The sequence below is a fragment of the Antarctobacter aquimaris genome, from assembly GCF_900184945.1.
Classification (GTDB): Bacteria; Pseudomonadota; Alphaproteobacteria; order Rhodobacterales; family Rhodobacteraceae; genus Maliponia; species Maliponia aquimaris.
The window spans coordinates 40,140-58,956 of sequence record NZ_FXYF01000005.1 but is presented as its reverse complement, the minus strand read 5'-3'; the positions used below and the strand labels follow the sequence as shown (position 1 = coordinate 58,956).

Genomic DNA, 18,817 nt, shown 5'->3' with positions numbered 1-18,817 from the left:
GGGTTTCAAGGAGAACAGACCCCATGTCCTACACCGTCTACGGCACCGTCCGCAGCCGCGCCCTTCGGGTGCTGTGGCTGCTCGAGGAACTGGGGGTGCCCTACAGCCATGTGGCAGCCGAGCCGCATTCGCCGGAGGTGCGCGCGGTCAGCCCGCCGGGGAAGGTGCCGGTGCTGGTCGATGGCGACGCGGTGCTGCGCGATTCGAGCGCGATCCTGACCTATCTGGCGGACAAGCACGGGGCCTTGACCCATCCCGCCGGGACCATCGCCCGCGCGCAGCAGGACGCCTGGACCTTTCGCATCCTCGACGAGGTCGAATCGCTGCTCTGGACGGCCTCCAAGCATACCTTCGTGCTGCCCGAGGCCGAGCGGGTGCCCGAGATCAAGGACGCCTGCCGCGCGGAATACGCCCGCAACATGGCCCGCATCATGGACGAGGCCGAAGGGCCCTGCCTGATGGGAGAGGCGCCTTTGGTGCCCGACATCCTCCTGGCCCATTGCGGCGGCTGGGCGCAGGCGGCGAAGTTCCCCGAGGCGACGGAGCCTTTCGCGGCCTACCTGGCCCACATGCGGGCGCGCCCGGCGTTCCGCCGCGCCATCGCCCTTTAGCGGTCTGGACGGGACCGGCGCTCGTCCCGGCCCCTGCGGGCCGGAACATCGCCCCGCCCACCGTCCCCGGCCGCAAGTGTCCCGGGCCTGACCCGGGACTTTCGGTGAATGGCGCCCCCGACTCAGGCCTTGTCGGTCACGTTTTCCTTGAACGCCTTTTCAAAGGCCTTCTGCTTGTCCGCCCCGGCCTCGGTCTGGAACTTGTCCTTCCAGGCGTCGTAGGGCATGCCGTAATAGATCTCGCGCGCCTCGTCCTTGGTCATCTCGATGCCGCGCGCGTTGGCGGCCTCCTGGTACCAGCGGCTGAGGCAGTTGCGGCAGAAGCCGCCCAAGTTCATCAGGTCGATGTTCTGCACGTCCGCGCGGTCTTCCATCAGATGCTTGCGCAGCCGGCGGAAGGCGGCGGCCTCGAGTTCGATGCGGGTCTGGTCGTCCATGTTTCTCTCCACTTCAGGTCTGGGCGCGGGCCAGGGCCTCGGCGAGCAAAGGCGCCAGCCGGTTGCCCCAGTGCCGTTGCCCGGCGTCTTCCTCGATCAGGTCGTTGCGGACCTCGATCAGCGTGTTGTGCCGTCCCGGGCGCAGGGCGTGCCGGTCGATGGCGTCGCCGGGCAAATGACCAGGGTAGGGCTGGTTGCGGCCCACCACCAGATCGGCTTGCGCCTCCAGCAAGTCAATGAGCGGGTCTGACAGCCGCGCGTCCCAGGCGGCGTGCAGCACGCCGATGTGCCAGGGCCGCAGCGGGCGGCCGTGCAGTTGCGGCGTGAAGGAGTGCACCGCGACGATCGCCACATCGTCGCGCCGCGCGCACATCCGGCCCAGCGCGGCATCGTAGGGCCGCCAGTAGGCGTCGAGCCGGCGCGCCCGTTCGGCGGCGTCGACGTGGCGATTCCCCGGCACGACGGAGCCGTCGTAGAGCTTCATGATCAGGGTCGGGTCATCCTCGCCCCGGTTCGGGTCGATCACCAGGCGCGAGAAGTTCGACAGCACCACGGGCGCGTCCAGCAGTTCGCCCAGCGTCCGGGCGACCCCGGCCGCGCCGACATCGTAGGCGATATGACGGGCCATGTCCGACGTCGGCAGGCCCAGCGTCCCGCCCAGGTCGGGCGGCACGAGGTTGCTGGCGTGATCGCAAGTGATGAGGAACGGGCTTTGTCGGTCCTCTCCGATGATTTCGAATGGCGAATAAGTCATGGTCTCGTCATCTGTGGCCCGCTACACATATGTCAGTTGCACGACAAAGGGAAATGCGTGATAACGCGGGCGGTGTTAGCGTTAACACCACAGATGAAGTGATCCTGGGCGGACGAGGTTCGCGCATGGCCGTGACTGCCGACCGGGCAGGGGAGACGAGAAATGAAACGCGACCGCAACGTCAAGATCGTGGCCACACTGGGCCCGGCCTCGAACACTTACGAGATGATCCGGGCTCTGCACGAGGCCGGTGCAGACGTGTTCCGCCTCAACATGAGCCACGGCACGCACGAGGAAATCGAGGCGCGCCACCACATGATTCGGCAGGTCGAGAAGGACCTCGACAGCCCCATCGCCATCCTGGCGGACCTCCAGGGACCCAAGCTGCGGGTCGGCGAATTCGCCAACGGCTCGGAAGAGCTGGAATGGGGCGCGAAATTCCGGCTCGACCTCGACCCGGCGCCGGGCGATGCGACTCGGGTGCAACTGCCGCACCCCGAGATCTTTGCCGCGCTGACCGGCGGATCGCACCTGCTGGTGAACGACGGCAAGATCCGCCTGCGCGTCGCCGACTGCTCCAAGGACCATGCCAACTGCATCGTCGAGGCCGGCGGCACGATCTCCAACCGCAAGGGCGTGAACGTGCCCGACGTGGTGCTGCCGCTGGCGGCGCTGTCGGAAAAGGACCGCCGCGACCTGGAATTCGCCTGCGCGCTGGGCGTCGACTGGATCGCGCTGTCCTTCGTGCAGCGGGTCGAGGACGTCGAGGAGGCGCGGCGGCTGGTCTGGGGCCGGGCGGCGATCGTCTCGAAGATCGAAAAGCCTTCGGCGGTGGCGGCCTTCGACGAGATCCTCAAGGTCTCGGACGGGATCATGGTGGCGCGCGGCGACCTGGGCGTGGAACTGCCGGTGCACGCGGTGCCGCCGATCCAGAAACGCCTGGTGCGCAAGTGCCGCGCGGCGGCCAAGCCGGTGATCGTGGCCACGCAGATGCTGGAATCGATGATCGAATCGCCGATGCCGACCCGGGCCGAAGTGTCCGACGTGTCCGGCGCGATCTACGAGGGAACCGACGCGATCATGCTGTCGGCGGAATCGGCGGCGGGCAAGTACCCGATCGAGGCCGTGCAGACGATGAACAACGTGGCGATCTCGGTCGAGAGCGACCCGACCTACCGCGAGGTGATCGAGGCATCGCGCAGCGCGGTGCGCAATTCGGTGGCCGACGGCATCGTCGCGGCGGCCCGGGAAATCGCCGAAACGACCGAGGTCAAGGCGATCTGCTGCTTTACCTCGTCGGGCACCACCGCCTCGCTGGTGGCGCGGGAACGGCCGCGCGTGCCGATCATCGCCATGACGGCGTCACGCGGCGCCGCGCGGCGGCTGACCCTGACCTGGGGTACACAGACCGTCATGACGGGTGAGCTGGAGCGCTTCAAGCAGGCTGTCGTCAACGCGGCGCGCGCCGCGCGGGCGCAGGGCTACGCCTCGGAAGAGGATCAGATCGTGGTCACCGCCGGTGTGCCGTTCAACCAGCCGGGCACCACGAACATCCTGCGCGTCGCGCCCTGCAACGAGCGTTTGATCTACTCGACCGATCCGGAATAGGCTCGGTCCCGAAAGGGGCCGCCAGATGGACACGGACGTGATGCTGGTGACGGGGATGGCGCTTTCGGTGCTGTCCCTGCCCTCGATCGTCGCGGCCTGGTCCGATGGCCGCAGCCCGCGCGTGGGCGCGCTTGTCCTGCTGTGCGGCGGCGGCCTGGTCCTCTGGGCGCTGCGCCAGAAGGAGGACGGCTATGACTGGGCCGACATTCCGCAGGTGGTCTATGTCGTGATCGGCCAGATGCTGCACTGACCTTGGCGCTGGCGTGGCGCGGTCCTCAGGGGGACTGGCGCGGGTGCGGCAGGTGATCCTTGCGGGTGTCGCCCACCTCGAGATCGAGGTCGGGCAGTCCCTCGCGCGACATCAGGATCGCCACCGGCCGCAGGCTCTGGATGTGCGAGCAGATGATCATGATGGACACCATCATCGGCACCGCCAGGAACATCCCGACAATCCCCCAGACCGCCGCCCAGAAGGCCAGCGAGGCGATGATGCCGAAGGACGACAGCCGCAGCGTCCGGCCCAGCAGCAGCGGATCCAGCACCTGGCCGACGCCGAATTGCATCACCGTCACGATCGACAGCACCGCGATGCCGGTAAAGGCGTCGCCGGTCTGCACGTAGCCCACCAGCGCCACGACGACCGTCGCCACGATGGAGCCGATGTTGGGGATGAAATTCAGCACGAAGGTCAGCACCGCCATCGGCATCGCCAGATCGAGGCCAAAGACCGTCATCACCAGGTAGACCAGCGCGCCGGTCACCGTGCTGATGATCAGCTTGACCACCAGGTAGCGGTTCACGCGGTGGATGATCGACGAAATGATCACCTCGACCCGGCGGGCACTTTCCTCGTCGCCCATCAGGCTGGCCAGCTTGATCGGGAACCACAGCCGTTCCAGGAACATGAAGCCGACAAACAGCGTCACCAGCACCGCGCCCGAAGCGATGTTGCCGGCCTGCCCGGCCAGCGAGGACAGGTAGGGCCCCAGCTGGATCGAGGTCAGCCAGTCGATCACCGCGGCCTCGGTATCCGCGCCCATCCAACCGACCAGGTCCGAAACCACCTGCTGCGCGGGGGCCGAATATTGCAGGATCGTGACGACCACCGTGTTGGCCTGCGCCAGGATGATCAGCGAGGCCGAGATGAGGATCGCCGCGATCAGCAGCACCGCCAGCAGCGAGGCGATCCAGATCGAGACCTTGGCGCTGCCGATGCGCAGCCGCTGGAAATAGTTGATCGCGTCCGAGGTCAGCGAGAACAGCATGATCGCGATGGCCAGCGAGATCAGCAGGAACTTGGCCTGCACCAGCAGGAAGAGGATCACCGCAAAGGCGATGATCCCGAGAAACCAGGCCTGCAGGATCTGCATGTCCCGGTCGCGGCCTGCCGCGGCGCGTCTGTTCTTTGGTTCTTGCGTCATGTGCTGTCAGGCTGATCCGGACCACGGTCCCTGTGAATTATTTCCGCAGGATAGGTAGCGCGCCCGGGGGGGGCAAGGGGGCGTGCCGCCGCGCCCGTCGCCCTCTTGCGGCACCATTTGCTCGGGCAGGGCGATCCCGGGGTCAGCGAAGTCTGCACCGCGCACAGCGGCTACCTCGTCGCCGGGCTCAGCATGGCCGTCTCGGTCGAGGTGGACTATCCCGAGGGTGCGGCCTTCGTGACCGCCGTGCCCGAGGGGCCGACCGGCTCTGTGATCCTCTGCGACAGCCCCACCTGGTGGACACGGTGTCGCCCGGATCATGGCCTGCGACAGCGCGCTGGACCGCATGGCGCAGAGTGGCTTGCCGCTGCGGCGCGCCACGGACCAGCGTCGCGCGGCACACGAAAGCGCTTGTCAATCCCCGGGTGTGCCCCTATACGGCCCGCTCTAACCGCGCGGCCGGCCACGAGTGGCATGCCGAGTCGCGCCTGAATAGCGGAGAGCAAAATGCCCAAGATGAAGACCAAGTCGAGCGCGAAGAAGCGCTTCAAGGTGAGCGCCACCGGAAAGGTGATCACCGCCCAGGCCGGCAAGCGGCATGGCATGATCAAGCGCACCAAGAAATTCATCCGCGACGCACGCGGCACCACTGTCATGTCCGCCCCTGACGCCAAGATCGTCAAGGGTTACATGCCGTACGACCGCTGAGAGGAGTCTGAGAGATGCCCCGTACCAAAGGCGGAACCGTCACCCACGCGCGTCACAAGAAGGTCATCAGCCAGGCCAAGGGTTACTATGGCCGCCGCAAGAACACCTTCAAGGTGGCGGCACAGGCTGTCGACAAGGCGAACCAGTACGCCACCCGCGACCGCAAGAACCGCAAGCGCAGCTTCCGCGCGCTGTGGATCCAGCGGATCAACGCGGCCGTGCGCGCACACGATGAATCGCTGACGTACTCGCGCTTCATCAACGGCCTGCTCAAGGCTGGCATCGAGGTTGACCGCAAGGTGCTGGCCGACCTGGCCGTGCACGAGCCGGAGGCCTTTGCCGCCATCGTCGACCAGGCCAAGGGCGCGCTGACCGAAGCGGCCTGAGCCGTCACACTCCGAGGGACAGACAACGGCCCGGGCGGAAACGCCCGGGTCTTTTTCGTGGCGGACACGACGGCGCCGCGATCGGCAGGCTCTGGCCAGCGGCAAGATGCAAGCCCGGGTCGGTGCGTAATCGCTGCGCCCTGAGCTGCCCCGCCGGCTCTGACAGCCATCGCGAACAGGGCGCCTGCCGGCCTGCTCTGACCGATCCTCAGTCCTGGCCCGCCCGCGCCCCATGTCCGAGCGCCTGACAGGGCCTGCGCGCTTGCCCATTGGCAAAACCCCCGCGCCGCCTTGCGCTTTGGTCCCCTCCCGCGCAAGCTGCGGCCTTGTCAGCAAGGAGCCGCCGGTGTCCCAGGACGACCCATTCCGCCACCATCCTCGCCTGCGTGCCATGATCACCCCGCGCGACCAGTCCATGTTCAAGGATTTCCGGGTCGAGATGGCGCGCGCACGCATGGCCGAAAAGGGGCTGCCGGACGCCTGGGTGCAGAGCGAGGACGCGCGCGAGGCCTGCCGCGCCCAGGCATTGGCCGGGCGGATGGACCGGGACCTCTGGGTCTTTGGCTATGGCTCGCTGATGTGGGATCCGGGGATACATTTCACCGAGGTGCGCCGCGCCTTTGTCCCCGGCGTCGCGCGCCGTTTCATTCTGGTCGACGCGAATGGCGGACGCGGCACGCAGGATGCCCCCGGCGCGATGGCTGCGCTGGACCGGGGCGAAGGTTGTCATGGCCTCGTCTTCCGCATCCCCGCCGAGGTGCTGGAGGCCGAGACCTACAGCCTGTGGAGCCGCGAGCGCATCGGCGGCGCCTATTCCCCGGCCTTCGTCATGGCCGAGACGGCGCATGGTGCGGTCGAGGCGCTGGCCTTCCTGGCCGACCACTCCGCCGACCAGATCGACCCCGACCTCAGCCACGAAGACCAGGTTCGCCTGATCGCCACCGGCGCGGGGATCCTGGGCACCAGCCTGACCTACCTGGAAAACCTGGCCGCGCATTTCGACGCCATGGGCATCGACGCGCCCGAGGTGGCGCGATTGCTGGCTGACGTGCGGGCCTATCGCGGGACGTGATCCCGCGCTTGGCGGTTGCAAACGGCGCAGGCCAAGGCTAACCCGTCGCGGGCAGCCTGAGGGACGTGACATGGATGATCTGCGCAACAAGTACATCGACCTGATTGCAAGCGCCGCCAGCGAGGCCGCGCTCGAGGAGCTGCGCGTCGCCGCCGTGGGCAAGAAGGGCGAGATCAGCCTGTTGATGCGCGAACTGGGCAGGATGAGCCCGGAGGAGCGCACCACCGCCGGCCCCGCGCTGAACGCGCTCAAGGACGAGATCAACGCCGCGCTTGCCGCCAAGAAGGCCGCGCTGGCCGATGCCGCGCTGGACGAACGGCTGAAGGCAGAGTGGCTGGACGTGACCCTGCCGGGCCGTCCGCGCCGCGCCGGCACTATCCACCCGGTCAGTCAGGTGATGGAAGAGATCACCGCGATCTTTGCCGACATGGGATTCTCGGTGGCCGAAGGGCCGCAGATCGACTCTGACTGGTACAACTTCGACGCGCTGAACATCCCGTCGCACCACCCGGCGCGGGCCGAGATGGACACCTTCTACATGCACCGCGCCGAGGGCGACAATCGCCCGCCGCACGTCCTGCGCACCCATACCAGCCCCGTGCAGATCCGCCACATGGAGGCGCATGGCGCGCCCTGCCGCGTGATTGCCCCGGGCCGCGTCTACCGCGCCGACTATGACCAGACCCACACGCCGATGTTCCACCAGGTCGAGGGGCTGGCAATCGACCGCGACATTTCGATGGCCAACCTCAAGTGGGTGCTCGAGGAATTCGTGAAGTCCTACTTCGAGGTCGACAACGTCGAACTGCGCTTCCGCGCCTCGCATTTCCCCTTCACCGAACCCTCGGCCGAGGTCGACATCCAGTGTTCCTGGGAAGGCGGCGTGCTGAAGGTGGGCGAGGGCGACGACTGGCTCGAGATCCTCGGTTCCGGCATGGTGCATCCGCAGGTGCTGAAAAATTCGGGCGTGAACCCCGACGAATGGCAGGGCTTTGCCTTCGGCATGGGGATCGACCGGATCGCCATGCTGAAATACGGCATCCCCGACCTGCGCGCCTTCTTCGACAGCGACCTGCGCTGGCTTCGGCACTACGGCTTTGCGGCGCTCGACGTCCCGGCGATGCATTCGGGGCTGAGCCGATAGGGTCTTTCGCGCGGCCATCAAAACGACGGCATGAGAACGGCGCGGACCAGGACCGATGGCCGCCGGGGTCGCGCCCAAGGCGCGGCGCCGGTCGTCGTGTTTCCTGCCGCCCCAAGATTTCCCTGACTTCCCGGTATGATCCGTGCAAACCTGCCCGGACATGACCAGCCCGGGAGACCCGACATGATCCGCCCCATCCTGCTTGCCTGCCTGCTCGCCACGCCCGCACTGGCCGACGAAGTCTGGTCCTCGGACGTGGGCGACATCGTCTACCAGGACGAGATCGACGGCGCGGCGACCTTTTCCTTTCGCGGGCATGACGGCCACCCCGTCACGCTGGTGATTCCGGGTCTCGCCGGCAACTACGATGCCCGGGGCGTGCATGACGCCTTCTGGCTGGGCGACGGGCCGGGGTACTGCACGGGCGCGATGTCCTGGCAGGGGCAGACGCGCACCCAGTGGGGTCAGGCCCTGCTGATCTTTGACAAACCCGCCTATCCGACGTCCTTCACGCTGTTGATGGGCGACTGCTTTGACCAGCCCAGCTATTCCATCCGCGCCGAGATCCGCTGACAGCCCCCGGCAGGGCGCGACGCAGCGGTGTCGCGCCTTGTCGCTGAAATGACGATTCCGGCACCGCTGTAGTCGGCGCGCGGCGCTATTGCTGCGCGGCGTGCGGGCTGACAGGGTCCGTGCCTGGGATCCGCCGCCATGCCTGCCATCCTGATCGTCAACGGCAATGCGCCGGGCCTGATCGCCGCCGGCGACCCGGACTACGGCGCTCTCTTCGACACCGTCCTGCGCGCGCTCGATCCGCTGATCGGGACCCGCCAAGTCTATCCTGACCTGAGCGCCCTCGCCGAGGCCGACCTGGTGGGGAACGACGGCGTGATCTTTACCGGCTCATCGACGCACTACTCTGCTGACGCCGCCGAGGTGGCCCCGCACCGCACCGCGATGGAGCGGGTCTTTGCCCGGGGGCTGCCGGTCTGGGGGTCGTGCAACGGGATGCAGCTGGCGGCGGTGGTGCTGGGCGGCCGGGTCGGCACCTCGCCCAAGGGGGTCGAGATCGGGTTGGCGCGCGACCTGTCGCTGACGCCCGAAGGGGTGCTGCACCCGATGATGGTGGGCCGCAGCGGGGTCTTTACCGCCTGCACCATCCACCGCGACGAGGTGCAGCTGCTGCCCACCGGTGCCACGCTGACCGTCTCCAACGCGCACAGCCCGGTGCAGGCCTTTGCCTACGACCGCGGCGGGGTGGACTTTCGCGGCACCCAGTACCATCCCGAAGTGGCGCCCGCGCTGATCGCCCGTCTGTTGCGGCAGCGCGGCGAGGATGGACCACTGGCGGCGGACCTGGACGCGGCCGAGACCGACCCGCTGGCCGCCGCCCGGCTTGGTGCGACCTGCGCGGCGCTGCGCCCCGAGACCCGCGCGACCGAACTGAAAGCCTGGCTGGCGCACGTCCACACGCGCAGTCCGCAGGTCGGTGTGCCTGCCTGACAGCCGCGCCCGGACCCGATCCGGAGGACAAGGGGGGGTATCTGGGCCAAGAAGACGCCGGGACGAGGCTTTCGAACCCCCTGTCCGCGCCCTCTTTCCTCCCCCCGGCCGATCCGTTAATCACGGCGCAACTGAAGGCGACGCGGGGCACGGACCGATGAAATTCACGTTTTCCTGGCTCAAGGAGCACCTGGACACCAAGGCTTCGGTCGACGAGATCGCCGAGGCGCTGACCGATCTCGGGCTCGAGGTCGAGGAGGTGGTGAACCCGGCGGCGCGGCTGTCGGCCTTTACCCTGGCCAAGGTGCTGGAGGCAGAACAGCACCCCGACGCCGACCGCCTGCGGGTCTGCAAGGTGCAGACCGACGAGGGGGTCAAACAGATCGTCTGCGGCGCGCCCAACGCGCGGGCGGGGATCACCGTGGTGCTGGCCAAGCCGGGCGACTACGTGCCCGGCATCGACGTGACGCTGTCGGTCGGCAACATCCGCGGCGTCGAGAGCCACGGCATGATGGCCTCGGAACGCGAGCTGGAGCTGTCGGACGAACACACCGGCATCATCGAGCTGCCCTCGGGCGAGGTGGGTCAGAAGTTCACCGACTGGCTGGCCGCGAACGACCCGGCAAAGGTGGACCCGGTGATCGAGATCGCCATCACGCCGAACCGGCAGGACGCGCTGGGCATACACGGCATCGCGCGCGACCTTGCGGCGCGGGGCCTGGGCACGCTGAAGCCGATGAAGGTGGAACAGGTGCCCGGCACCTTCCCCTGCCCGATCTCCGTCACCATCGACGCCGACACGCAGGGCGAGGGCGGCTGCCACATCTTTGCCGGTCGGCTGATCCGGGGGGTCAAGAACGGCCCTTCGCCGAAGTGGTTGCAGGACCGCCTGCGCGCCATCGGGCTGCGACCGATCTCGGCGTTGGTGGATGTGACCAACTTCTTCACCTTCGACCGCAACCGCCCGCTGCACGTCTTTGACGCGGACAAGGTCAAGGGCGACGCCCTGCGCATCCACCGCGCCAAGGCCGGTCAGACGCTGCTGGGGCTGGACGAGAAGAGTTACACCTTTTCCGACGGGCAGGTGGTGATCTCGGACGCCGAGGGGATCGAATCCATCGGCGGCATCATGGGCGGGCTGGCGACCGGCTGCACAGGGGAGACGGTCAATGTCTTCCTGGAGGCCGCCGTCTGGGACCGCATCCAGATCGCCCACACCGGCCGCGCGCTCAAGATCAACTCGGACGCGCGCTATCGCAACGAACGCGGGATCGACCCGGCCTACAACATGCAGGCGATGGAAGACGCTGCGCGCATGATCCTGGACCTCTGTGGCGGCGAGGCGTCGGAGGTGGTCGTCGCGGGCGAGGTGCCCGACGACCGCCGCGCCTACCGACTGGACCCGGCGCGGGTGGTGTCGCTGGTGGGCATGGAGATCCCGGCGGCGACTCAGCGCGCGACGCTGGAGGCGCTGGGCTTCTGCCTGGACGGCGACATGGCGCATCCGCCGTCCTGGCGGCCGGACGTGCTGGGCGAGGCGGACCTGGTCGAGGAGGTGGCGCGGGTGGCGTCCCTGACGAAACTCAAGGGCAAGCCGCTGCCGCGCCTGTCCGACGGGGTGACGCGGCCGATCCTGTCGCCGATGCAGCTGCGCGAACGGTCGGCACGGCGCACCATGGCGGCGCTGGGCTACAACGAATGCGTGACCTACAGCTTTATCGACCAGGCCTCGGCGGCGCTGTTCGGCGGCGGCGAGGACAGTCAGATGCTGGCCAACCCGATCAGCTCGGAAATGAGCCACATGCGCCCGGCGCTGCTGCCCGGACTGTTGCAGGCGGCGGCCCGCAACCAGGCGCGCGGCTTCATGGACCTGGCGCTGTTCGAGGTGGGCCATGCCTTCGACGGCGGTGAGCCTGGGGAGCAGCACGTGCAGGTCTGCGGGCTGCTGGTGGGGCGGACCGGTCCGAAGGACGTGCACGGATCGGCGCGGCCGGTGGATGTCTACGACGTGAAGGCCGATGCCGAGGCGGTGCTGGCCGCCATGGGCGCGCCGGCCAAGGTGCAGATCCTGCGTGGCGCGCCCGGCTGGTGGCACCCCGGTCGGCACGGTCTGATCTGCCTTGGCCCCAAGAAGGTGCTGGGTGTGTTCGGCGAGTTGCACCCCAAGGTGCTGGCGGCGATGGACGTCAAGGGCCCGGCCATGGGCTTTACCCTCTGGCCGGCCGAGGTGCCGCTGCCGCGCAAGACCGGCGCGACCCGTCCCGCGCTGGTGCTGAACGACTTGCAGCCGGTCGAGCGCGACTTTGCCTTTGTCGTGGATGTCGGCGTCGAGGCGCTGACGCTGGTCAACGCGGCGGCAGGTGCCGACAAGGCGCTGATCGACGAGGTGCGCGTCTTTGACGAGTTCATCGGCGGCGCGCTGGGCGAGGGCAAGAAATCGCTGGCCATCACCGTGCGCCTGCAGCCGACCGGGGGCACGCTGAAGGAAAAGGACATCGAGGCCGTCGCGGCCAGGATCGTCGAGAAGGTGACCAAGGCCACCGGCGGCGTGCTGCGCGGCTGAGTCCAGCCTTTCACGGAACGGCAAAAGGGCGGGGTTCTTCCCGCCCTTTGTGCGTTTTCAGCCGGTCAGTTGCCCGCGCCGGGTCCGAAGTCGTCGGTGGTGACGACGCCGTCGCCGGTCCGGTCCATCGCGGCCACCCAGGCGGGGACCTGGCCCAGGAACTCTTCGAGGCTGACCTTGCCGTCGCCATCGGTGTCGTTGCGTTCCAGCAGCATGCCATCGGCGGCGCGCATCATCGCGCCCCCACCCGGACCGCCGGCATGGGTGGCGAGGTCCGTGTTGCGCGCCTCGTCGAACAGGACGTATTCCTCGGCATCCAGGAACCCGTCCTCATTGGCGTCGAAGGAGGCAAAGATGTCCCCCCGACGCTCGGTCGCCTCGTCGACGGTGACCTTGCCGTCACCGTCGATGTCCCAGACCTGGACGAAATGTCCGCCGGGCTGGCCTTGCTGGGCAAGGGCGGGCGCGGCGGCGAGCAGCAGGGCGAGGGAGATATGCTTCAGCATGGGATCCGTCCTTTGTTCGTTGATCTCTATATATAACGAACGCGGAATGTAATCTGGTCGCGGCAGGCTGACGCAGGTCTCGCCCGGTGGGCTTCAGCTCAGTTCGTCGAAGACTTCCAGTGCCTTGCCGGCGTACATCAGGCCGGGGCCGCCACCCATCTGGATGCACATCGACAGCACCTCCGAGACTTCCTCGCGCGTGGCGCCGGCGCGCAGCAGCGCCTCGACGTGGAACATGATGCAAGGTTCGCAGCGGATCGCGACGGCGATGCCGAGGGCGACGAACTCCTTTTCCTTCACCGAGAGCGCGCCGTCATGCTTGACGCTCTTGCCGAGGGTCGAGAAGGCGCCGGTGGTTTCGGGGATCGCCTGGCGCAGGGTGCGCTGCTGCTGCTTGGCCTCGTTCAGTTTTTCCGTCCAGCTCATGTTGGGCTCCGTTGCGTGCGTGTTCTGCGTCTCAGACCACGGCGGGCCGGAGGGGTCCTTGATCTGTGTCAGGCCGGGGCGGACAGGGGGCGGGGGCGCTGCCCCCGTCGACCTGCGGTCGACTCCCCCGGGAGTATTTTCACAGAGAAGAAGCCGGAAACGGAAAAGCCCCGCCCGAGGGCGAGGCCTTGCGATGTTCGGGAGCGGCCGGTTGTCAGGCCAGCAGGCGGCGGGCGATGACCTGGGCCTGGATCTCTGCGGCGCCTTCGAAGATGTTCAGGATGCGCGCGTCGCAGAGGATGCGGCTGATGCCGTATTCCAGCGCAAAGCCGTTGCCGCCGTGGATCTGCAGCGCGTTGTCGGCGGCAGCCCAGGCGACACGGGCGCCCAGCAGCTTGGCCATGCCGGCCTCGAGGTCGCAGCGGCGGCCCTCGTCTTTTTCACGGGCCGAGAAATAGGTCAGCTGGCGCGCGATCATGATCTCGACCGCCATCATTGCCAGCTTGCCCGAGACGCGCGGGAAGCGGATCAGCGACTTGCCGAACTGCTTGCGGTCTATGGCGTATTGCAGGCCGACGTCCATCGCCGACTGCGCCACGCCGATGGCGCGGGCGGCGGTCTGGATGCGGGCGCTCTCGAACGTTTCCATCAACTGCTTGAAGCCCTTGCCCTCTTCGCCGCCGAGCAGGTTGTCGCCCTTGACCTTGAAGTCGTCGAAGTTGACCGTGTATTCCTTCATGCCGCGGTAGCCGAGCACCTCGATCTCGCCGCCCGAGAGGCCCGGATCGACGAAGGGCTGCGCGTCCGTGCCGGGGGTCTTTTCCGCCAGGAACATCGACAGGCCCTTGTAGTCGTCGGTATCGGGCACGGTGCGGGCCAGCACGGTCATGACGTGGGTGCGGGCGGCGTGGGTAATCCAGGTCTTGTTGCCGTTCAGGATCCAGTCGCCGTTGGCGTCCTTGACGCCCTTGGTGCGCAGGCTGCCGAGGTCGGAGCCGGTGTTCGGCTCGGTGAAGACGGCGGTGGGCAGTATCTCTCCGCTGGCGAGTTTCGGCAGCCAGTGTTCCTTTTGCGCCTGGGTGCCGCCGGCGATCACCAGTTCGGCGGCGATCTCGGAACGGGTGGCCAGGCTGCCCACGCCGATGTAGCCGCGCGACAGCTCTTCGGACACGACACACATCGAGGCTTTGGACAGGCCCAGTCCGCCGAACTCCTCGGGGATGGTCAGGCCGAAGACGCCCATTTCCGCCAGTTCCTCGATGATCTCCATCGGGATCAGCTGGTCCTTGAGGTGCCAGTCGTGGGCGTGCGGGATCACCCGGTCCACGGCGTAGCGGCGGAACTGGTCGCGGATCATCTCGAGCTCTTCATCCAGACCGGTGCGGCCCACGGTGACCTCGGCCTGGCGTTCTTCCATCAGCTGCACAAGCCGGGTGCGCGCGCCGGGGTGGTTGGCCTCCTGCATCAGCCGGTCGACCGTGGGGGTCAGCATGCGGCGGCGGTCGTCCTGGTGGACGCCCATGTCGGCCAGGCGCACGACCTCGCCCTGGTTCATCTGGATGCCGCCGTGGATCTGCGACAGGTACTCGCCAAAGGCGATCTGGTGGATCAGCTGTTCGACCTCGCCGAAGGTGCCCTCGGCGGTCAGCTTTTCGGCCCAGTGCTGCATCTGGCGCAGCGATTCGACGTAAGTCGCCAGCCAGGCCAGCCCATGCGCGGCGAACTGGAATTCCTCGACCAGATCACCGGACACGCGGCCATCCTGCACCACCATCTCGCGGACCTTCTCGCGCGCGGTCTCGAGGATCGATTCGACGGGGGGCACGGCCTCTCCGGTCAGGGTCAGGAGGTCGGGCAGGATCACGCTGCCAAGGGTCAGGTCTTGTCCGTCATGTGCCATGACTCAGGTCCTTTCTTGCGGCGCGGGGCCGGGCCTGCCGCGCAAATCCGTTATCGTGCCGGCGGGGGTGACTCGGGTTCGCCCCCGCATGCTGCCAGTGCGAAGGTCCTAGACATTTTGCAAGTGCAGCGCAACAAAAATACCTGACGTGCGTTGAAATTGGTCAATTGTTGCGCGCATCTCTTTTGCCGTGCGTTCGACTTGCAGCATGATATGACGCGAACATGCCTGGAGTCCTTGCCGAATTGTCACCCGTTCTGCTGGTCGCTGCCACAGCAATTGCGCTGCTGGCCGGCGTTATCAAGGGTCTTGTCGGCTTTGCCATGCCGATGGTGCTGATTTCCGGGCTGGGCAGCCTGATCGCGCCGGAACTGGCCCTGGCGGGGCTGATCCTGCCGACGCTGGTCACCAACGGGTTTCAGGCCTTGGCGCAGGGGCCGCGGGCGGCGGTAGCCTCGGTGCGCAAGTTCCGGGTCTTCCTGCTGGTCGGCCTGGTGATGATGCTGGGATCGGCGCAACTGGTGGCGCGGGTACCGGGGGACGTGCTGCTGTTGATGATCGGCGCGCCGATCACGCTGTTCGCGGTGATCCAGGTCATGGGCTGGCAGCCGCGGGTGGCCGGCGAAGGGCACCGCAGGCTGGAGATCGGGATCGGCGCGCTGGCCGGGCTGATCGGCGGGTTCTCGGGCATCTGGGGGCCGCCGACCGTGGCCTATCTGACGGCGCTGGGCACCGAGAAGCACGAGCAGATCCGCGTCCAGGGGGTGATCTACGGGCTGGGCGCGGTGGCGCTGGCGGTGGCGCACATCGGGTCGGGGGTGCTGAACGGCGCGTCGGTCTGGCTGTCGCTGTGGCTGGTGCCGCCGGCGCTGCTGGGGATGTGGCTGGGCGGGCGAGTGCGCAACCGGATCGACCAGCGCGCCTTTCGCCGCGCGACGCTGCTGGTGCTGCTGTTGGCGGGGCTGAACATCGTGCGGCGCGCGCTGACCTGAGCGCGATGGAGGCGGCGGCGATCCCCGGCCATGTCCTGCGGCTGATCGAGGCCGAGGTTGCCGGACATGAGATTCGCTCGGACGGGGACAGGCTGCTGCTGCGGGATTTCGCCCAAATGCGGGTGCGGCGGCCGCGCCCGGTCACGGTGAACTTCAGCGGCGGGCTGACCCAGATCTGCTACAGCGTGACCCGGTCCAATGGCGCCTACTCGGTCCTGTACTTGCCAAGCGCCGCGGTTTTCAGCCTCTGCGTCGACAGCGTCTTTGGCCCCGTCGACATCGGTGTACACGGGCCGGCGCTGGCCTGTTTCGCCTCGGTCTGAGGCGGTTCGGGCGGAACATCACAGGCGAAGTCCGCCTCGGTCAGGCCGATCATGCCCGCCACCCGGATCAAGATGTCGATGGCTCTGTTGCCGATCACGTCCAGCTTTTCGATGGTCGATCCGGTGGGCGTCTTCTATGGCGGCCACTCCGGATTGCCGGAGGCCGCAAGGGGAGACGGGCTGCAAGACGCGACCACCGCCGGAAGCAGGACCGTCTGGACGATCAGGCCGCCTCGCTGCCCGTCGGCGAGTCGTCGACAGGGAAGGCGAACTTTGCCGAGAGGTGTTGCAAAGAGGACGGGCCGTGGTGAGGGTGAAACTGGGAGACGCGAGAAATCTGCGTTTGATATCAGTGATCGTGGAGCGGAGTTGCGGACTTCACACCGGGTACTGGGGCAACCCGGGCCAGGGCGCGTGCGGACACTTTGGGAGCGCGCACATCAGGTCAACAGGATGTGCAAGGCAAAGGTGGGAGGGAGTTGGGGGATGGTGGAGCCTAGGGGGATCGAACCCCTGACCTCTACAATGCCATTGTAGCGCTCTCCCAGCTGAGCTAAGGCCCCATTCCCCGGGCGGCACCGAAGCGCCGTGCGCGGGTCATTACGCAATGCCGGCGGAGGGTTCAAGCGGAAAAACGCGACCCGCCGCCAATTTCCCCGCGACCGGAACGGCAAACGCCGGCCGGAGGTCCGGCCGGCGTTACGCCGTTCCACGTCAATCGGTGGTGGTCAGTCGTCGTCGCTCGCCACGTCGGTGATTTCGTCGAGCGAGACATCGTCGTCATCGTCCTCGTCTTCGAGAACATCGTCGTCGTCGATATCGACGCCGACATCATCATCATCGTCCAGGAGCGTGACTTCGTCATCGTCCTCGGTCTTCTTGGCCTTGCGGTTGGCTGCGTCCGCCGCATCCGCCGCGATCATGCTGCGCTTGCCGGTCTCGAGGTTCACGACCTCACCGGTATAGGGGCTGACGATCGGAGAGCGGTTGAGGTCGTAGAAACGCTTGCCAGTTGTGGGGCACAGACGCTTGGTGCCCCATTCTTCCTTGGGCATGGGTGATCCCCCTTAACTCGTGGTCATGTCGACAATCCGTGCGCCCTGCCATATCTCTCTGACGATGTCAAAAGGTTTGACCGCGGCTGGCGGGGCAGGAGGCACATGGGGCAGATCACCTTGGCGGGCAATCCGGAGATCGAGGTCACGCTGCGCCGGTCCGCGCGGGCGCGGCGGCTGACCCTGCGCATCTCCAGCCTGGACGGGCGCGTGACCCTGACGCTGCCGCGCGCGGTGCCCGAGTCCGAGGGGCTGGCGTTTCTGCGCACCAAGGAGCGCTGGCTGCGCGGTCACCTCGCCGGGCAGCAGGCGGCGGTGGCGGTGCGTCCGGGGGCGCGGCTGCCGGTCGAGGGGACGCTGCACGAGGTCCGCACCGGCACCGGGCGGATGGTCCGGCAGGCCGAGGGCGTCCTGTGGGTGCCCGGCCCGGACGAGCGGGTGGCGGCGCGCCTGCAAGCCTGGCTGAAGACCCGCGCGCGCGACCGCCTGGCCGAGGCGTCGGACCGCTACGCCGCGCGGCTGGGCCTGCCCTATAGCCGGATCACGCTGCGCGACCCGCGTTCGCGCTGGGGGTCCTGCACGCATGACGGCGGGCTGATGTATTCCTGGCGGCTGATCCTCGGGCACCCGGAAGTGCTGGACTACGTCGCCGCGCACGAGGTGGCGCACCTGCGCCACATGGACCACTCCGAGGCCTTCTGGCGGCAGGTCGAGGCGCTGTACGGCGACTGGCGCGCGGCGCGGGGCTGGCTGCGCAAGAGCGGCGCGGAACTGCACCGCTACCGGTTCGATTGACTCCTGCGACCCGCTGCGCGTCTCAGAGGCAGACTTGCCGCCGCGGGCCAGGCGGCCAGGGATCCGAGGTGCAAATCCCGCGCAGTGCGATGTAAAGCGCGGTGGCGTCCGCAGCGTCGAGACAGGACCAGACGCAGCCGCGTCGAGCGGTTGCACCCGAGGGCGCCTGTGCGGCGCTTGGCGGGTCGGACGGGTGTCGTTCGAACGCCTCGCGTCGTTCGGTTGCGCCAGATCGTTGCGGATGGCGGCCGGGTTCGGCACGCCGCGGCTGCGGGTCGTCGGACTGCGGTTCGCCGCCATGCGCCTGTCGGGAGGCCTCCTGTTCGCGGATGCGCACCTTGTCCGGGCTGTGCCAACGCAGCGAATCATAGGCATCGTTGAGCCGGGCCAGCTTGCGCGTCAGTTCCTCGATGTCGCCGCCCACCACGTCCGGGTGGTTTTCCTTGACCAGCCGGATCCAGGTGCGGCGGATGGTGGCGAAATCGTCGCTGGGCGTGACTCCCAGGATGTCGAAGGCGGACTGGGGGGCGATGCGGCTCATGGCGGGTCTCGGTCCTGTCTCGGGTCGGTCGAAAATGGGCTAAATTGAATGTAACTTTGATACAGAGTCGCG

The 18,817-nt window shown here is 67.6% G+C and carries 21 protein-coding genes and 1 tRNA gene; 13 read left to right on the top strand and 9 right to left on the bottom strand.

Going from position 1 to position 18,817, the window contains the following annotated elements; genetic code table 11:
- Nucleotides 1–23 precede the first annotated feature (23 nt).
- On the top strand, nucleotides 24–611 hold the full coding sequence (locus MAA8898_RS10410; RefSeq protein ID WP_094020952.1) for a glutathione S-transferase family protein: 588 nt from the start codon (nucleotides 24–26) through the stop codon (nucleotides 609–611).
- Nucleotides 612–733: 122 nt separating this feature from the next.
- On the opposite strand, the gene MAA8898_RS10405 is transcribed toward MAA8898_RS10410, so the two are convergent.
- Nucleotides 734–1,048 carry a DUF1244 domain-containing protein gene (locus tag MAA8898_RS10405; protein WP_094020951.1) on the bottom strand — a complete coding sequence of 105 codons (315 nt, stop codon included), beginning with the start codon at nucleotides 1,046–1,048 and terminating at the stop codon, nucleotides 734–736.
- 13 nt (nucleotides 1,049–1,061) lie between these two features.
- Complete coding sequence (locus tag MAA8898_RS10400) at nucleotides 1,062–1,802, bottom strand: N-formylglutamate amidohydrolase (protein WP_094020950.1); 741 nt, start codon at nucleotides 1,800–1,802, stop codon at nucleotides 1,062–1,064.
- Between the two features lie 162 nt (nucleotides 1,803–1,964).
- Here MAA8898_RS10400 and pyk point away from each other — a divergent pair, with 162 nt between their 5' ends.
- A complete protein-coding gene (gene pyk / locus MAA8898_RS10395) occupies nucleotides 1,965–3,410 on the top strand; it encodes a pyruvate kinase (protein WP_094020949.1) in 1,446 nt (481 codons plus the stop codon).
- Between the two features lie 25 nt (nucleotides 3,411–3,435).
- Complete coding sequence (locus MAA8898_RS10390) at nucleotides 3,436–3,660, top strand: hypothetical protein (RefSeq protein ID WP_094020948.1); 225 nt, start codon at nucleotides 3,436–3,438, stop codon at nucleotides 3,658–3,660.
- Nucleotides 3,661–3,685: 25 nt separating this feature from the next.
- Here the strand turns inward: MAA8898_RS10390 and MAA8898_RS10385 are convergent, their stop codons facing one another.
- Nucleotides 3,686–4,780, bottom strand: coding sequence for an AI-2E family transporter (locus MAA8898_RS10385; protein ID WP_094020947.1), 1,095 nt, complete (start codon nucleotides 4,778–4,780; stop codon nucleotides 3,686–3,688).
- A gap of 558 nt (nucleotides 4,781–5,338) precedes the next feature.
- On the opposite strand from MAA8898_RS10385, the gene rpmI reads away from it, so the two are divergent.
- The 7 genes from rpmI (at nucleotide 5,339) to pheT (ending at nucleotide 12,207) form a co-directional block, all read left to right on the top strand.
- Nucleotides 5,339–5,539: a 50S ribosomal protein L35 gene (gene rpmI / locus MAA8898_RS10380; protein ID WP_094020946.1), complete on the top strand. Its 201-nt coding sequence runs from the start codon at nucleotides 5,339–5,341 to the stop codon at nucleotides 5,537–5,539.
- A 14-nt stretch (nucleotides 5,540–5,553) separates the two neighbouring features.
- Nucleotides 5,554–5,925, top strand: a complete 372-nt coding sequence (gene rplT, locus MAA8898_RS10375) for a 50S ribosomal protein L20 (RefSeq protein WP_094020945.1) — start codon at nucleotides 5,554–5,556, stop codon at nucleotides 5,923–5,925.
- Between the two features lie 391 nt (nucleotides 5,926–6,316).
- Entirely contained in the window at nucleotides 6,317–6,997 is a 681-nt protein-coding gene (locus tag MAA8898_RS10370) for a gamma-glutamylcyclotransferase (RefSeq protein WP_176445121.1), read from the top strand.
- A 70-nt stretch (nucleotides 6,998–7,067) separates the two neighbouring features.
- Entirely contained in the window at nucleotides 7,068–8,141 is a 1,074-nt protein-coding gene (pheS, locus tag MAA8898_RS10365; protein ID WP_094020943.1) for a phenylalanine--tRNA ligase subunit alpha, read from the top strand.
- Nucleotides 8,142–8,324: 183 nt separating this feature from the next.
- Nucleotides 8,325–8,714, top strand: coding sequence for a hypothetical protein (locus MAA8898_RS10360; protein WP_094020942.1), 390 nt, complete (start codon nucleotides 8,325–8,327; stop codon nucleotides 8,712–8,714).
- Between the two features lie 138 nt (nucleotides 8,715–8,852).
- Nucleotides 8,853–9,644 (top strand): type 1 glutamine amidotransferase, encoded by a 792-nt coding sequence (locus MAA8898_RS10355; protein ID WP_094020941.1) that lies wholly within the window; start codon nucleotides 8,853–8,855, stop codon nucleotides 9,642–9,644.
- A 157-nt stretch (nucleotides 9,645–9,801) separates the two neighbouring features.
- On the top strand, nucleotides 9,802–12,207 hold the full coding sequence (gene pheT / locus MAA8898_RS10350) for a phenylalanine--tRNA ligase subunit beta (RefSeq protein ID WP_094020940.1): 2,406 nt from the start codon (nucleotides 9,802–9,804) through the stop codon (nucleotides 12,205–12,207).
- Nucleotides 12,208–12,272: 65 nt separating this feature from the next.
- Here the strand turns inward: pheT and MAA8898_RS10345 are convergent, their stop codons facing one another.
- The 3 genes from MAA8898_RS10345 to MAA8898_RS10335 form a co-directional block, all read right to left on the bottom strand.
- On the bottom strand, nucleotides 12,273–12,713 hold the full coding sequence (locus tag MAA8898_RS10345) for an EF-hand domain-containing protein (RefSeq protein ID WP_094020939.1): 441 nt from the start codon (nucleotides 12,711–12,713) through the stop codon (nucleotides 12,273–12,275).
- A 93-nt stretch (nucleotides 12,714–12,806) separates the two neighbouring features.
- On the bottom strand, nucleotides 12,807–13,139 hold the full coding sequence (locus MAA8898_RS10340; protein WP_094020938.1) for a carboxymuconolactone decarboxylase family protein: 333 nt from the start codon (nucleotides 13,137–13,139) through the stop codon (nucleotides 12,807–12,809).
- A gap of 214 nt (nucleotides 13,140–13,353) precedes the next feature.
- Complete coding sequence (locus MAA8898_RS10335) at nucleotides 13,354–15,039, bottom strand: acyl-CoA dehydrogenase family protein (RefSeq protein ID WP_094020937.1); 1,686 nt, start codon at nucleotides 15,037–15,039, stop codon at nucleotides 13,354–13,356.
- A gap of 224 nt (nucleotides 15,040–15,263) precedes the next feature.
- On the opposite strand from MAA8898_RS10335, the gene MAA8898_RS10330 reads away from it, so the two are divergent.
- Both MAA8898_RS10330 and MAA8898_RS10325 read left to right on the top strand, forming a co-directional pair.
- Nucleotides 15,264–16,031, top strand: coding sequence for a sulfite exporter TauE/SafE family protein (locus MAA8898_RS10330; protein WP_094020936.1), 768 nt, complete (start codon nucleotides 15,264–15,266; stop codon nucleotides 16,029–16,031).
- Between the two features lie 5 nt (nucleotides 16,032–16,036).
- The gene (locus MAA8898_RS10325; protein WP_094020935.1) at nucleotides 16,037–16,354 is read left to right on the top strand and encodes a hypothetical protein; all 318 of its coding nucleotides are present in this window, start codon (nucleotides 16,037–16,039) and stop codon (nucleotides 16,352–16,354) included.
- Between the two features lie 487 nt (nucleotides 16,355–16,841).
- On the opposite strand, the gene MAA8898_RS10320 is transcribed toward MAA8898_RS10325, so the two are convergent.
- A tRNA-Ala gene (locus MAA8898_RS10320) sits at nucleotides 16,842–16,917 on the bottom strand.
- A gap of 165 nt (nucleotides 16,918–17,082) precedes the next feature.
- On the bottom strand, nucleotides 17,083–17,409 hold the full coding sequence (locus tag MAA8898_RS10315) for a TIGR02300 family protein (RefSeq protein WP_094020934.1): 327 nt from the start codon (nucleotides 17,407–17,409) through the stop codon (nucleotides 17,083–17,085).
- Between the two features lie 105 nt (nucleotides 17,410–17,514).
- On the opposite strand from MAA8898_RS10315, the gene MAA8898_RS10310 reads away from it, so the two are divergent.
- Entirely contained in the window at nucleotides 17,515–18,204 is a 690-nt protein-coding gene (locus tag MAA8898_RS10310; protein ID WP_094020933.1) for a M48 family metallopeptidase, read from the top strand.
- A 22-nt stretch (nucleotides 18,205–18,226) separates the two neighbouring features.
- Here MAA8898_RS10310 and MAA8898_RS10305 read toward each other — a convergent pair whose 3' ends face one another.
- On the bottom strand, nucleotides 18,227–18,745 hold the full coding sequence (locus MAA8898_RS10305; RefSeq protein WP_094020932.1) for a J domain-containing protein: 519 nt from the start codon (nucleotides 18,743–18,745) through the stop codon (nucleotides 18,227–18,229).
- Between the last annotated feature and the right edge of the window lie 72 nt (nucleotides 18,746–18,817).

Coding starts and splice junctions, on each gene's coding strand:
- MAA8898_RS10405 (WP_094020951.1), bottom strand. CDS start 1,048: ATGGACGACCAGACCCGCATCGAACTCGAGGCCGCCGCCTTCCGCCGG.
- MAA8898_RS10370 (WP_176445121.1), top strand. CDS start 6,317: ATGATCACCCCGCGCGACCAGTCCATGTTCAAGGATTTCCGGGTCGAG.
- rpmI (WP_094020946.1), top strand. CDS start 5,339: ATGCCCAAGATGAAGACCAAGTCGAGCGCGAAGAAGCGCTTCAAGGTG.
- MAA8898_RS10325 (WP_094020935.1), top strand. CDS start 16,037: ATGGAGGCGGCGGCGATCCCCGGCCATGTCCTGCGGCTGATCGAGGCC.
- pyk (WP_094020949.1), top strand. CDS start 1,965: ATGAAACGCGACCGCAACGTCAAGATCGTGGCCACACTGGGCCCGGCC.
- MAA8898_RS10390 (WP_094020948.1), top strand. CDS start 3,436: ATGGACACGGACGTGATGCTGGTGACGGGGATGGCGCTTTCGGTGCTG.
- pheS (WP_094020943.1), top strand. CDS start 7,068: ATGGATGATCTGCGCAACAAGTACATCGACCTGATTGCAAGCGCCGCC.
- MAA8898_RS10410 (WP_094020952.1), top strand. CDS start 24: ATGTCCTACACCGTCTACGGCACCGTCCGCAGCCGCGCCCTTCGGGTG.
- MAA8898_RS10340 (WP_094020938.1), bottom strand. CDS start 13,139: ATGAGCTGGACGGAAAAACTGAACGAGGCCAAGCAGCAGCAGCGCACC.
- MAA8898_RS10310 (WP_094020933.1), top strand. CDS start 17,515: ATGGGGCAGATCACCTTGGCGGGCAATCCGGAGATCGAGGTCACGCTG.
- MAA8898_RS10305 (WP_094020932.1), bottom strand. CDS start 18,745: ATGAGCCGCATCGCCCCCCAGTCCGCCTTCGACATCCTGGGAGTCACG.
- MAA8898_RS10330 (WP_094020936.1), top strand. CDS start 15,264: ATGCCTGGAGTCCTTGCCGAATTGTCACCCGTTCTGCTGGTCGCTGCC.
- pheT (WP_094020940.1), top strand. CDS start 9,802: ATGAAATTCACGTTTTCCTGGCTCAAGGAGCACCTGGACACCAAGGCT.
- MAA8898_RS10355 (WP_094020941.1), top strand. CDS start 8,853: ATGCCTGCCATCCTGATCGTCAACGGCAATGCGCCGGGCCTGATCGCC.
- MAA8898_RS10345 (WP_094020939.1), bottom strand. CDS start 12,713: ATGCTGAAGCATATCTCCCTCGCCCTGCTGCTCGCCGCCGCGCCCGCC.
- MAA8898_RS10385 (WP_094020947.1), bottom strand. CDS start 4,780: ATGCAGATCCTGCAGGCCTGGTTTCTCGGGATCATCGCCTTTGCGGTG.
- MAA8898_RS10360 (WP_094020942.1), top strand. CDS start 8,325: ATGATCCGCCCCATCCTGCTTGCCTGCCTGCTCGCCACGCCCGCACTG.
- MAA8898_RS10400 (WP_094020950.1), bottom strand. CDS start 1,802: ATGACTTATTCGCCATTCGAAATCATCGGAGAGGACCGACAAAGCCCG.
- MAA8898_RS10335 (WP_094020937.1), bottom strand. CDS start 15,039: ATGGCACATGACGGACAAGACCTGACCCTTGGCAGCGTGATCCTGCCC.
- rplT (WP_094020945.1), top strand. CDS start 5,554: ATGCCCCGTACCAAAGGCGGAACCGTCACCCACGCGCGTCACAAGAAG.
- MAA8898_RS10315 (WP_094020934.1), bottom strand. CDS start 17,409: ATGCCCAAGGAAGAATGGGGCACCAAGCGTCTGTGCCCCACAACTGGC.